15 protein-coding genes and 1 pseudogene are annotated in these 12,284 nt (G+C 75.1%); 12 read left to right on the plus strand and 4 right to left on the minus strand.

Annotated elements, in window-relative coordinates; genetic code table 11:
- The first annotated feature begins 9 nt into the window (after nt 1-9).
- The 4 genes and pseudogenes from ACI79A_RS12805 to ACI79A_RS12820 all read left to right on the plus strand — a co-directional run.
- Nucleotides 10-1,278, plus strand: a complete 1,269-nt coding sequence (locus ACI79A_RS12805) for a sensor histidine kinase (RefSeq protein ID WP_457083673.1) — start codon at nt 10-12, stop codon at nt 1,276-1,278.
- A complete protein-coding gene (locus ACI79A_RS12810; RefSeq protein ID WP_457083675.1) occupies nt 1,275-1,970 on the plus strand; it encodes a response regulator in 696 nt (231 codons plus the stop codon). Before ACI79A_RS12805 ends, ACI79A_RS12810 begins: the two co-directional genes overlap by 4 nt.
- Before the next feature lie 62 nt (nt 1,971-2,032).
- A complete protein-coding gene (locus tag ACI79A_RS12815) occupies nt 2,033-2,896 on the plus strand; it encodes an alpha/beta hydrolase (RefSeq protein ID WP_457083677.1) in 864 nt (287 codons plus the stop codon).
- A pseudogene (locus ACI79A_RS12820) lies at nt 2,893-3,867 on the plus strand (acyltransferase family protein); the annotation flags it as partial. The gene ACI79A_RS12815 and the pseudogene ACI79A_RS12820, both read left to right, overlap by 4 nt.
- Before the next feature lie 45 nt (nt 3,868-3,912).
- Here the strand turns inward: ACI79A_RS12820 and ACI79A_RS12825 are convergent.
- The gene (locus ACI79A_RS12825) at nt 3,913-4,203 is read right to left on the minus strand and encodes a S26 family signal peptidase (protein ID WP_457083754.1); all 291 of its coding nucleotides are present in this window, start codon (nt 4,201-4,203) and stop codon (nt 3,913-3,915) included.
- A gap of 143 nt (nt 4,204-4,346) precedes the next feature.
- On the opposite strand from ACI79A_RS12825, the gene sodN reads away from it, so the two are divergent.
- From sodN to ACI79A_RS12850, 5 genes are all read left to right on the plus strand, one after another.
- Complete coding sequence (gene sodN / locus ACI79A_RS12830; protein WP_222194002.1) at nt 4,347-4,751, plus strand: superoxide dismutase, Ni; 405 nt, start codon at nt 4,347-4,349, stop codon at nt 4,749-4,751.
- 168 nt (nt 4,752-4,919) lie between these two features.
- Nucleotides 4,920-5,585, plus strand: coding sequence for a phosphatidylserine decarboxylase (locus ACI79A_RS12835; protein ID WP_457083680.1), 666 nt, complete (start codon nt 4,920-4,922; stop codon nt 5,583-5,585).
- 1 nt (nt 5,586) lies between these two features.
- Nucleotides 5,587-6,393, plus strand: coding sequence for a CDP-diacylglycerol--serine O-phosphatidyltransferase (gene pssA, locus ACI79A_RS12840; RefSeq protein WP_457083682.1), 807 nt, complete (start codon nt 5,587-5,589; stop codon nt 6,391-6,393).
- The gene (locus ACI79A_RS12845) at nt 6,390-6,920 is read left to right on the plus strand and encodes an N-acetyltransferase family protein (protein ID WP_457083684.1); all 531 of its coding nucleotides are present in this window, start codon (nt 6,390-6,392) and stop codon (nt 6,918-6,920) included. The genes pssA and ACI79A_RS12845 overlap by 4 nt, the downstream gene beginning before the upstream one ends.
- Nucleotides 6,917-7,729 (plus strand): HAD-IIA family hydrolase, encoded by an 813-nt coding sequence (locus ACI79A_RS12850; protein ID WP_457083686.1) that lies wholly within the window; start codon nt 6,917-6,919, stop codon nt 7,727-7,729. Before ACI79A_RS12845 ends, ACI79A_RS12850 begins: the two co-directional genes overlap by 4 nt.
- Here the strand turns inward: ACI79A_RS12850 and ACI79A_RS12855 are convergent.
- Nucleotides 7,726-8,208, minus strand: coding sequence for a hypothetical protein (locus ACI79A_RS12855; RefSeq protein WP_457083688.1), 483 nt, complete (start codon nt 8,206-8,208; stop codon nt 7,726-7,728). The genes ACI79A_RS12850 and ACI79A_RS12855 overlap by 4 nt on opposite strands.
- Nucleotides 8,209-8,283: 75 nt before the next feature.
- Between ACI79A_RS12855 and ACI79A_RS12860 the strand changes: the two genes are divergently transcribed.
- Together ACI79A_RS12860 and ACI79A_RS12865 are read left to right on the plus strand one after the other, a co-directional pair.
- Nucleotides 8,284-9,246 (plus strand): diacylglycerol/lipid kinase family protein, encoded by a 963-nt coding sequence (locus tag ACI79A_RS12860; protein ID WP_457083690.1) that lies wholly within the window; start codon nt 8,284-8,286, stop codon nt 9,244-9,246.
- Between the two features lie 373 nt (nt 9,247-9,619).
- On the plus strand, nt 9,620-9,871 hold the full coding sequence (locus tag ACI79A_RS12865) for a WhiB family transcriptional regulator (protein WP_153361367.1): 252 nt from the start codon (nt 9,620-9,622) through the stop codon (nt 9,869-9,871).
- Between the two features lie 101 nt (nt 9,872-9,972).
- Here the strand turns inward: ACI79A_RS12865 and ACI79A_RS12870 are convergent, their stop codons facing one another.
- Nucleotides 9,973-11,457, minus strand: a complete 1,485-nt coding sequence (locus ACI79A_RS12870; protein ID WP_457083693.1) for a sensor histidine kinase — start codon at nt 11,455-11,457, stop codon at nt 9,973-9,975.
- 55 nt (nt 11,458-11,512) lie between these two features.
- Between ACI79A_RS12870 and ACI79A_RS12875 the strand changes: the two genes are divergently transcribed.
- Nucleotides 11,513-12,010: a GNAT family N-acetyltransferase gene (locus tag ACI79A_RS12875; protein WP_457083694.1), complete on the plus strand. Its 498-nt coding sequence runs from the start codon at nt 11,513-11,515 to the stop codon at nt 12,008-12,010.
- Nucleotides 12,011-12,013: 3 nt separating this feature from the next.
- On the opposite strand, the gene ACI79A_RS12880 is transcribed toward ACI79A_RS12875, so the two are convergent.
- Nucleotides 12,014-12,238 carry a biotin/lipoyl-binding carrier protein gene (locus ACI79A_RS12880; protein WP_457083696.1) on the minus strand — a complete coding sequence of 75 codons (225 nt, stop codon included), beginning with the start codon at nt 12,236-12,238 and terminating at the stop codon, nt 12,014-12,016.
- Nucleotides 12,239-12,284 lie beyond the last annotated feature (46 nt).

Below are 12,284 nucleotides of genomic sequence, written 5' to 3' on the forward strand. Positions count from 1 at the left end.
GGTGACCGCGTGGTGCCCGACCCGCGTCCCGCAGACCGGCTGCGCGCCGTCCCCCGTGCGCTGGGCCGCGCGGTCGGCGGGGTCTCACCGTCGGGGCCGCTCCCGTGGTCCACCCGGTCCCGGCGGGCGCAGCGGCTGCTGACCGCGGCGGTCGCGCTCTACGGCCTGGTCGTCGCGCTGGCCGCCAACAGCGTGGAGATCGACGCCGGCCGGGCGGCCGGTGGGCTCGCCTTCCTGTGGTGCCTGCCGATGGTGGCCGCGCTGGTCCTCACGCTGCGGCGGCCGCTGGACGGCTGGCGGCTGATGACCCTGTGGCTGCTGCTCACCCCCTATGTGCTGGAGCCGCCCCCGGGACCGACGCCCCTGCTCGAGCCGTGGGAGTGGTGCCTGTGGGTGCCGGTCCTGCTGGCGGTGGGCTGGGCGCTCCCCCGCCGGACGGCGGTCGTGGTCGGGGTCCTCTCGGGGCTGGTCCTGCTGCTGCGGCGCTTCGGCACCACCTGGGAGGTCGACCCCGGCTACCTGCAGGTCTCGCTGCTCGCCGTCGTCGTGCTGCTGCTCATCGGCATGAGCATGGGCGCCCGGTGGGACGCCCGACGGGCGCTGGCCGAGGAGCAGGTGCGCACCGAGGCGGCGCTGGCCCAGCGCGGCGCCCTGGCCGAGCGGGCCCGCATCGCCCGGGAGATGCACGACGTGGTCGCCCACGAGCTGTCGGCGATCGCCGTCCGCGCGGAGACCGCCCCCTACCGGCTGCCGGACCTCCCGCCGACGGCCCGCACCGAGCTCGCCGCCGTGGCCGACACCGCCCGCCAGGCCCTCGCCGAGCTGCAACAGCTGCTCGGGGTGCTGCGCGCCGAGGACCAGGCGGCCGACCGGGCACCGCAGCCCGGGCTCACCACGCTCACCGACCTCGTCGCCGCCACCCGGGCCCAGGGAACGCGACTCGAGGCGGAGGTCGAACAGCCGGCCGTCCCGGCTGCCCTGGGGCTCAGCGCGTACCGCATCGCGCAGCAGGCACTGGCCAACGCCGCCCAGCACTCCCCCGGCGCCCCGGTGCACCTGCGGGTCGTCGCGGAGGAAGGGCAGCTGCGGGTGACGGTCGTCAACGGGCCCGGCGACCGGGCGGGGACGACCGGTGCCGGCGTCGGGCTGGTGGGCATGCGGGAGCGGGCGGAGCTGCACGGCGGCGGGCTGACGGCCGGGCCGACGGCCGACGGCGGCTTCGCCGTGGAGGCCACCCTGCCGCTGCAGCCCGCACCGGCCGACGGGAGGCCACGGTGATCCGGGTGATGCTGGTCGACGACCAGGAGATGGTGCGCGACGGCTTCGCGGCCCTGCTGGCCGCCCAGCCCGACATGCAGGTCGTGGGCACCGCCGGCGACGGAGCCGCTGCGCTCCGGCTGAACGCCGAGCTGACCCGGGCCGGCACGGCCCCGGACGTCGTCCTGATGGACGTGCGGATGCCGGTGATGGACGGTCTGGCGGCGACCCGCTCGCTGCTGGGACAGCCGGCCGGGGAGGGCCCCGTGCCCCGGGTGCTCGTGCTGACCACCTTCGACCTGGACGACCACGTCTACGACGCGCTCCGCGCCGGCGCCAGCGGCTTTCTGCTCAAGCACGCCCCGGCTGCCGACCTGCTCAACGCCGTCCGCGTGGTCGCCGCGGGCGACGCCCTCCTCGCCCCGCAGGTGACCCGCCGGCTGATCGCCGACTTCGTGGCCGCCCGCCCGGCCGTGCCGCCGCAGCAGGAGCGGCTGGCGGTGCTCACCGAACGGGAGACCGAGGTCCTCGGGCTCATCGCCCGCGGCTGGTCCAACACCGAGATCGCCGACCACCTGGTGCTCGCCGAGCAGACGGTGAAGACCCACGTCAGCCGGGTGCTCACCAAGCTGGGGCTACGGGACCGGGCCCAGGCGGTGGTACTGGCGTACGAGACCGGGGTGGCGGTCCCGGGTGGAGGAGCACCCCGGTAGCACCCCGGGTCGGCTCCGCAGCGTGACGCCCCCAGGGCCGGGCGTGTCCAGGATCAGTCGTCGTGGAGATCCTCTCGCGACCGCTGACCTCGGTGCTCGGCGCGCTGGCGGTGGTGGCGGCGACGCTGCTGCCCCCGGCGGCGGCCGCCCCCGTCCCCGAGCCGGTGGGCCTGGACCAGACCTGTGCCGCGGAGCTCGCCCGGCGGCTGGGGCCGGTCGACGTCCTCGGCTGTGACCCACGCGGGCGCGGCCTCGCCGTGCTCGGGATCGGCGACCCGGCGACCAGTGACCACGTCGCCGTGCTGGTCCCGGGGGCGGACATCGACCTGCGCACCCTGCACGACCCCGCCGATCCGCAGCGGCGCCCCCTCGGCTGGGCCCGCAGCCTGGCCGGGGCCGGGGGCCCCGACCTCGCCGTCGTCCTCTGGGTCGGGTATCCGACGCCGGAGGGAGTCGGCGTCGACGCCGCCACCGGGCGGCTCGCCCGGGCCGGGGCGGCGGCCCTGGTCCCCTTCGTCGAGGAGCTCGAGGACGGCGGGGCGCACGTCACCGTGGTGGGGCACAGCTACGGCGCGGTGGTCGCGGCGCTGGCCGCACCGGAGGTCCCCGCCGACGACCTGGTGCTGCTGGGCAGCCCGGGCGCGCGCGCCGCCTCGGTGGCCGACCTGCGCACCGGAGCACGCGTGTGGGCGGCCCGGACGGCGGGTGACTGGACCGGGCGGCTCCCGTCGGTGCGGCTCGGCGACCTCGGCCACGGTGCCGATCCGGCCGGCGCGGCCTTCGGCGCCCGGGCGCTGCCGGTCGCCGGGACCTCCGGCCACGACGGCTACTTCAGGCCGGGCTCCGCGGCGCTCGCGGGAGTGGCCGCGGTGTGCCTGGGCCGGACGCCGGACGCCGCTGCACCGGTCGAGGCGGCGGCCCGATGAACCGCCGCGACCCGGGCCTGGACGCGCTGCGGGTGCTGGCGACCGCCGGGGTGGTGCTCGGCCACTGGCTGGTGACGGCCCCGGCCCTGCAGCCCGGCGGTGCGGTCGCCCTGGACAGCCCGCTGCGCACGATGCCGGCGCTGGCACCGGTCAGCTGGCTGTTCCAGACGCTGGGCCTGTTCTTCCTGGTCGCCGGGGCCACCGCGGCCCGCAGCCGGGCGACCGCCGGGAACGGCGTGCCGGCCTGGTGGTGGCAGCGGGTGCGCGCCGTGGCCGCACCGGTCGCCGCGCTGGCCGCCGGGGTGGGGGTGGTCGCCCTGGCGCTCGCCCTGCACGGCACGGCCCAGGGCGTCGTGCGGACGATCGTCCTGCTCTCGCTGAGCCCGCTGTGGTTCCTGGCGGTGCACCTCACCCTGGTGGCGGCCACCCCGCTGATGCTCCGGCTGGACGACCGGCTGAGCACTGCCGCCGCCGCGGTGCCGGCCGTACTGGCGCTGGCCGCGCCGCTGGGCGGTCCGGTGCTGGCGCACACGGCGGTGCTCACCGGCTGGTGGGTGCCCTGGCAGCTGGGCGTGGCCCTGGCCCGGCGGCCCGTGCCCCGCCCGACGGCGCTGCTGCTGATCGCCGGTGGCCTGACCGGGGTGGTGCTGCTGGTGACCGTCGGCGACCTGCCGGTGAGCGCGGTCGGGGTCCGCGGCCAGGAGGACTCGAACCTTGACCCGCCGTCGGCCGCGACCGTCTGCCTCTGTCTGGCGCAGGCCGGACTGGCCGCCCTGCTGCTCCCCCGGCTGGGCGCGCTGGGCCGCTCCCGGGCCGTGCGGACGGCGACCCGGCTGGCGCTGCCGCTGTTCCTGCTGCACCTGCCGTTGCTCGCCGGCCTGTGGCTGGTGACCCTGCCGCTGGGCCCGCTGGCCGGGCTGCACGGGGTGCCCGACGGGCCGGGGTGGGTGCTGGCCCGCTGCGCCTGGTTGGCCGGGGTGGTGCTCCTGGCCTCGGCGGTGGCCGCGGGTCGGCGGTCAGCCGGGCGGCGGAGCCTGCGGGAGACGCCCCGGGCGGGGCCGCAGCCGGACCACGACGCGTCCGACCACGAGCGCCGGACCGAACGCCCGGCTGTCGTCGGCGACGAACGGGTTGTCCCCCTCCACCCACCAGAGGCCGTCTGCGAGCGGCCGGCGGGCCCGTTTGACCACCAGCAGCTCCGGCCGGGAGGGGAACCGGGCGAGCACCACGTCACCGGGGCGGACCGCCCCCGGGCGGCGCTGGCGGCGGACCAGGAGCCGATCGCCGGACCGCAGCGTCGGGGACATCGACGGCCCGCTGACCCGGGCGAGCACCCACGGGGTGGCCAGCCCGGGGAGGGCTCCCGGGCCGCGCCCGCTGGACGTGTTCGTGCTGATCACCGCGGGTAGGGTCGCAGACGATCCATCCCCACGACCCCGGAGGCACACCCATGCGTCTGTTCCGCATGTTCTCCGCCGTGGAGGCCACCGCGCACTGTGACCTCCCCTGCGGCGTCTACGACCCGGCCCAGGCCCGCATCGAGGCCGAGTCGGTCAAGGCCATCCAGGAGAAGTACCAGAGCAACGAGGACCCGGTCTACCGAACCCGGGCCATCATGATCAAGGAGCAGCGGGCCGACCTGGTCAAGCACCACCTGTGGGTGCTGTGGACCGACTACTTCAAGCCCCCGCACTTCGAGAAGTACCCGCAGCTGCACGAGCTGTTCAACAAGGCCACCAAGCAGGCCGGCGCCGCCGGCGGCAAGGGCAGCATGGACCCCGCCGAGGGTCAGAAGCTGCTCGACTACATCGCCGAGATCGACAAGATCTTCTGGGAGACCAAGGCCGCTGCCTGACGCAAGGACCCCGTCCTCCGCACCCCTCGCAGGCTCGGGGTGAGCCTCTGGACGGGGCCAGCACTGCCGGGCCCCGCGACCGCGGGCGCCCGGCAGTGGTGTCTCCGGGGCAGGCCGCCACGCCGTCACCGCGAACGCCCGGTCACAGCCCGGTAACCTCGGTCTGCGATGCGCATCGACCGGGCCGGCTGGCCCTTCCTCGCCGTTCCGTCGGCCACCGCGGCGGCGCTGTCCGCCGTGGGCCGCACCACCGGATCCCGGGCGGTCCGGCTGGCGGCGTGGCCGTTCCTGGCCCTCACCGGCTACATGGCGGTCTTCTTCCGTGACCCGGATCGGCGCTGCGACACCGTGCCACCGCCGGACGACGAGGTCATCTCCCCCGCCGACGGCGTGGTGATGGTGGCCGGTGAGCCCCAGCCCGGTGTCGCCCCGGAGGGCGACTGGCAGCAGGTCAGCGTCTTTCTCTCCGTGGTCGACGTGCACGTCAACCGGTCGCCCTATCGCGGTCGGGTCACCTCCGCCAGCTACCGGCCGGGCAGCTTCCTGGCCGCGTACCGCAAGGAGAGCGCGCACCGGAACGAGCGCAGCGAGCTGTGGCTCGCCGACGGGGACCGCACGGTGGTGTTCCGGCAGATCGTCGGGGTGCTCGCCCGGCGGATCGTCACCCGGGTGCGAGAGGGTCAGCAGGTGACCACCGGAGAACGGATCGGGCTGATGAAGTTCGGGTCGCGGATGGACGTCTTCGTACCGCGCGAGTGCACGGTCACCGTCACCGAGGGCCAGCGGGTACGGGGCGGCGAGACCGTCATCGCGCGCTGGTCCCGGCCCGCCTGAGATGCCTCCGGTGTCCGGCAGGCGGACGACGACCGTCGAGTTCGTCCGCGGCTCCATGCGTGGCGGTCGGCGGCGGGCGCGGGCCTGGCTGCCCAGCCTGTTCACCCTCGCCAACATGGCCTGCGGCTTCGCCGCCATCCTGGTCTCCTTCCGCGGGGAGTACCGACTGGCCTGCCTGCTGGTGGGGCTGTCGGTGGTCTTCGACATCGCCGACGGCGCGGTCGCCCGGCTGGTCGGCGCGGTGTCGCCGTTCGGCCTCCAGTTCGACTCGCTGGCCGACCTGGTCTCCTTCGGCCTGGCCCCGTCACTGGTGGTCTTCGCGCTGTTCTCCGACGGGCGCGACCAGTGGGATCCGCTGGGCTGGCTGGCCTGCTTCCTCTGGGTGGCCTGCGCCGCGATCCGGCTGGCCCGGTTCAACACCACGATCGACCCCACCGCGGACAAGCGGTACTTCACCGGGCTGCCCAGCCCCGGCGCGGCCGGCGTGGTGCTGGCCAGCGTCTTCGCCTTCGCCGACGCGATGCAGGGGCGGGACCGGCTGTGGGTGCTGCTGGTGCTGGTCGTCCCCGGCCTGCTCATGATCAGCAACGTCCGCTACCGCTCGTTCCGCTCGCTGGTGAGCCCGAAGAGCGGCAAGCCCTACGGTCTGGTGATCGCCGCCGTCCTGGTCGTGCTCGGGATGGCCACGATCCCGGTGGTGACCGGCTGCCTGCTGGCCTACGGCTACCTGCTGTCCCCGCTGGTGATGCCGTTGGTGTCGCCGCTGGAGCGGCTCGTGCCGGACCGGGTCAAGGAGGCGCTCTCGTGAGCGGGCAGGAGCGGCGCGCACCCCGGGAGCGAACCGGTGACGTCGTGACAGTGCGCCCGATCGGGCCCGGCGACGTCCCCGCCGTGCTCGGGCTGATCCGGGAACTGGCCGCCTACGAGCAGGCCGAGCACGAGGCGCAGATGACCGCCGACCAGCTGCACGGCGCCCTGTTCGGGGAGTCACCGGCGCTGTTCGGGCACGTGGCGCTCGCCGCCGACGGCAGCACCGCCGGCTTCGCGCTGTGGTTCCTCACCTTCTCCACCTGGCGGGGCACGCACGGCATCCACCTGGAGGACCTCTACGTCCGGCCGGAGCACCGTGGGACGGGCCTGGGGCGGGAGCTGCTGCGCACCCTGGCCGAGGTCTGCGTGGCGCGCGGGTACGCGCGCCTGGAGTGGTCGGTGCTGGACTGGAACGCACCGTCGATCGCGTTCTACAGAGCAGCGGGGGCCGTGCCGATGGACGAGTGGACGGTCTACCGGTTGACCGACGAGGCGCTCGACTCCTTCGCCGCGTCCCACCGGTGACCACCCCGACCGAGGAGGAGGACGACGTGACGACCGAGCGCAGCGAGTCCCTGTGCTGGCTGACCGACATGGACGGCGTGCTGGTGCACGAGGGCAACGCCCTGCCCGGCGCCGCGGAGTTCCTGCAGCGGCTGCGGGACCGGGAGCGCCGCTTCCTGGTGCTGACCAACAACTCGATCTTCACCCCGCGCGACCTCTCGGCACGACTGGCCCGCAGCGGGCTGACCGTGCCCGAGGAGTTCATCTGGACCTCGGCCCTGGCGACGGCGGACTTCCTCTCCTCCCAGCTGCCCGGCGGCTCGGCCTACGTGATCGGTGAGGCGGGGCTGACCACGGCGCTGTACGAGGCCGGCTACGTGCTGACCGACACCGACCCCGACTACGTGGTGCTGGGTGAGACCCGTACCTACTCCTTCGAGGCGATCACCCGCGCGATCCGGCTGATCGGCGACGGAGCGCGCTTCATCGCGACCAACCCGGACGTGACCGGGCCGTCGCCGGAGGGGCCGCTCCCGGCCACCGGCTCGGTGGCCGCGATGATCACCAAGGCGACCGGGGCGGAGCCCTACTTCGTCGGGAAGCCGAACCCGATGATGTTCCGCAGCGCCATGAACCGGATCGAGGCCCACTCGGAGTCGACGACCATGGTCGGCGACCGGATGGACACCGACGTCGTTGCCGGCATCGAGGCCGGGCTGGACACCGTGCTGGTGCTCACCGGGTCGACCAAGGAGTCGGACGTGCCCCGCTTCCCGTTCCGCCCGGGCCGGGTGCTCCCCTCGATCGCCGAGGTCATCGACCTCGTCTAGCGGTCGAGGAACGCCAGCCGGGCCTCGGGGGTGGCCAGCAGGTACAGCTCCAGCGCGACCAGGGCGAGCAGCGGCACCCCCAGCAGCGGCTGGTCGGCCTGGAAGGCCGCTGTGTACCCGATGACGCCCAGCAGCAGCTGCAGCACGATCACCGGGCCCCTCGACCACCCGGCCACCCGCCACAGCCCGACCGCCGCCGCCGACAGCAGTCCGGCGCCCAGCCCGACGTAGACGACCTCGGCCAGCGCCCGGGCGACGCTGTCCGGCTCACCGGTGACGGTCAGGAGGAGCAGCAGCAGCGCCAGGGCGGTCAGCCCCGCCGCCTCGACGGCGACCACCAGTGCGGCCCGGCGCACCGCGGGGGGCGCCGGCGGGCGGTCCCGCGCCGGCCGGGGCGCCGCCGGCTGCGCGGCACCACCGAGCAGCCCCTCCGCTCGGGGTCGCCGGCGACCGGGGGCGTTCGACTGATCGCCAGACACGGCCCACAGGCTACGCGTGGAGCGACCGGACGAGCTGCCGCAAGGCCCCCCGAGGCGGCTGGCTATGTTTGCCGCATGCGTGCGCTGCTGGTGGCGAACCCGGCGGCGACGACCACCACCCGCAAGGTGCGCGACGTGCTGGTCCGGGCGCTGTCCAGCCAGCTCCAGGTCGACGTCGCGGAGACAGCCCACCGGGGTCACGGGCGGGAGCTCGCGGCGCAGGCCGCGGCCGACGGCGTCGACGTCGTCGTCACCCTGGGTGGCGACGGCACGGTCAACGAAGCGGTCAACGGCCTGCTCAGCGCCGGCCCGGGCGGTCGGGTCCCCACGCTCGCCGTCGTCCCCGGTGGCTCGACCAACGTCTTCTCCCGGGCGCTGGGGCGTTCCCGCGACCCGGTGGAGGCCACCGGGGAGATCCTCGACTCGCTGCGCGCCGGCCGCACCCGGCTGGTCTCCCTCGGCACCGCCTCGGCCCGCCTGCCGGGCACCGGGGCCGAGGAGTGGACCGAGCCGCGCTGGTTCGCCTTCGCCGCGGGCATGGGCTTCGACGCCGACGTGATCTCCCGGGTCGAGGCGCAGCGGGCGCGCGGTCGCCGGTCCAGCGGCGCCCTCTACGTCCGCGCGGGCCTCGACGCCTTCGTGATCGGCCGCGACCGGCGCCGCCCGGCGATGACCCTCGCCGTTCCCGGGGAGCCGCCCGTCGACGGGCTCTTCCTGGCCCTGCTGTCCAACGTCAGCCCGTGGACCTACCTCGGTTCCCGGCCGGTCAACCCGAGTCCGCAGGCGTCCTTCGACACCGGGTTGGACGTCTTCGCGATGGGCCGGGTCGGCGTGGTCCGCATGCTGCACCACGTCCGCCAGGTGATGGCCGCGCGGCCCGACGCCCGGGGGCGCGGCATCCACCGGTGGCACGACCTGACCGAGCTGACGCTGACCGCCACCCGCCCACAGGGGTGGCAGCTCGACGGGGACCACCTCGGCACCACGACCGGTCTGCGGGTTCGCTCGGTGCCCACCGCGCTCCGCGTCGTCGTCTGAGAGAGGACCTCGTTCCTCCCCGCCGCTCGCTCCGCTCGTGGCCGGCCCCGGGCACGAGGCAGCCCCAGCACCTCACCCTGCTCGCGGCGCCCCTGCTCGCGGCGACCCTGGACGCGGGCAGCGCTGCACGAGTGGCGGGGCCCGCACACCCGTGGTGAGCTTCCTCACGAGCGCCCGTGAACAGGTGGGAGTCTGCTTGACAGCCCGGCGTCTCGTGAAACCATCACAAGCAAGCAACCTGCCGGTAACAAGGCAGGCGGCCGCCGTTCACGACGCCGGACCTCCGGCGCGTTGATCTGCGGGGGCGGTCATCAAGGCCGGCGGCCGACTGCCCGCCGACAGCATTTCAGCCGAGATCGAGGAGTACACAGCCATGGACTGGCGCCACCGCGCGCTCTGCCGGGACGAGGACCCGGAGCTCTTCTTCCCGATCGGGACGACGGGCCCTGCGGTCGTCCAGATCGAGCAGGCCAAGGCTGTGTGCCGTCGCTGCCCGGTCGTGGAGTCGTGCCTGGAGTGGGCACTCAGCTCCGGCCAGGACTCCGGCGTCTGGGGCGGCCTGTCCGAGGACGAGCGCCGCGCCCTCAAGCGACGCACCGCCCGCACCCGGGTACGCACCGCCTAGTCGAAGGACCCCGTCCCCCGCCCCCCGGCACGCTCGGGGTGAGCGTCCGGACGGGGCCGACAGCGAGGGCCGCTCCGTCTTCCGGAGCGGCCCTCGCTGCTTCAACGGCGCGGACGGCCGGCTCCCGGCAGGGTGAGCACGACCTCCGTGCCCGGGCCACCGCCGGAGGGCGGCCCCATCTCCAGCGTGCCGTGCAGCTCGCTGGTCACCAGGGTGCGGACGATCTGCAGCCCCAGGCCGGTGCTCGCTGCCGGGTCGAAGGACGGCGGCAGGCCGCGCCCGTCGTCGTGCACACGCACCTCCAGGTCGGCGCCCTCACGGCGGGCGTGCAGCACGATCGTGCCGGGCGAGCCGTCCTCGAACGCGTGCTCGGCGGCGTTGTGCAGCAGTTCGGTCACCGCCATCACCAGCGGCGTGGCGGCGGCCGCGGGCAGCTCACCGAGCCGGCCGTCGCGCTTGATCCGCGCCGCCGGCCCCACCGAGGTCACGTCGCCGAGCATCGGCAGCACCTGGTCGAGCACGTCGTCGACGTCGACGACGTCGTCCCTGCTGCCGGCCAGCGTCTCGTGCACCACCGCGATCGAGGCCACCCGGCGCACCGACTCCTGCAGCGCAGCCCGGGCCGCCGGCTCGGTCATCCGGCGGGCCTGCAGCCGCAGCAGCGCCGCGACGGTCTGCAGGTTGTTCTTCACCCGGTGGTGGATCTCCCGGATGGTGGCGTCCTTCGTCATCAGCGCGCGGTCCCGCCGGCGGACGTCGGTGACGTCACGGACCAGCACCAGCGCGCCCTCCTCGGCCCCGGGCGCCTGCAGCGGCAGCGCGCGCACCAGCATCGTGGCAGCGTCGTTCTCCACGTCCATCGGATCGGGGAACCGGCCGGCCACCGCCGCGTTGATGCTGGCCGCCACCGCCTCGCCGGCCACCCGGTCGGCCGAGACGCCGCGGGTGACCTCAGCGAGGTCCGCACCGACGACGTCGCCGATGACCCCCATCCGCCGGTAGGCCGACAGCGCGTTGGGGCTGGCGTAGACGGCGCGACCGGCGGAGTCGAGCCGGACCAGGCCATCGCCGACCCGCGGGCTCATCTCGGCGTCGTCGAGCATCCGTGGCGGGAAGGTGCCCGCGGCGACCATCAGCGACAGGTCGGCGGCGATGTCCAGGTAGGTCAGCTCGAGCGTGGACGGGGCCCGGGTGACCGCGAGGTTGGTGTCCTTGGCCAGCACCGCGACCACCACGCCGTCGTGCCGCACGGGGATGACCTCACGCCGGCGCGGGGCGGTCCCGGACCAGTCGGGCTCCCCCTCGGTGACCGGGCGCCCCTCGCTGTGCGCCTGCACCAGCTGGGCGGCCGCGTCGCCGCTGAGCTCGGTGCCGATGAGGTCGTCGGGCTGGCTGGTCGGCGCGGTCAGCGGCCGCACCTGCGCCACGCACCACCAGGCGCCGTCCTGCAGCGGCACCCACAACGTCAGGTCGGCGAAGGCCAGGTCGGCCAGCAGCTGCCAGTCGGCGACCAGCCGGCGGGCGTGGTCGACCTGGGACGGGCTCGCCGCCGAGCTCCGGGTCAGGCGATCGGACAGGCTGCTCATGGTGACCCGGAGCCTAGGCGGGGGCTCCGGCGGCCGGTCCACCTACCCTGCGCTGGTGAGCCGCAGCGCCGCCGACGGCATCGGCACCGCCCGCCCTGAGGAGCACGAACGGATCGGCCGGCTCACCGCCGGCGTGTACACCGCGGAGGGGCTGGCCTCGCCCGAGTACGCCGAGCAGCTCGCCGACGTCCCCGGCCGGGCCGACCGGGCCGAGCTGCTCGTCGCCCGGGACGGCGACGGCGCGGTGGTGGGCAGCGTGGCGCTGGTGCTCACCGGCGACTTCGGCCAGGTCACCGAGGCCGACGACGAGGCGGCCTTCCGGATGCTGGTGGTCGACCCCGCGGCGCGTGGGCAGGGGGTGGGCGAAGCGCTCGTGCAGGCCTGCCTGGACCGCGCCCGCGCGGTGGGCAAGCGGCGGATGCTGCTCACCACCGGGCCGCAGATGGCGACGGCGCACCGGCTCTACGAGCGGCTGGGCTTCGCCCGGCTGCCGGAACGCGACTGGAGCCCGGTGCCGGGCATCGACCTGCGGGTGTACGCGCGGGAGCTCTGAGCGTCAGCCGGCGACGACGGTGGCGATGAGGTCGCCCTCCTGGAGCACCTCGCCCTCCACCACGTGCATCTCCTCGACGACGCCGGCCCGCTCGGTGAGCACCGGGATCTCCATCTTCATCGACTCGAGGATCACCAGCGTGTCCCCGGCCGCGACCTGCGCCCCGGGGGCAACCAGGACCTTCCAGACGCTGGAGACCATCTCGGCGTGGATCTCCTCGACCGCCACCGGCGCGCCTCCTCGTGTCGACGTCCCCGCCGCCCGACGGGGACGA

The organism is Modestobacter sp. SYSU DS0657, assembly GCF_054050925.1.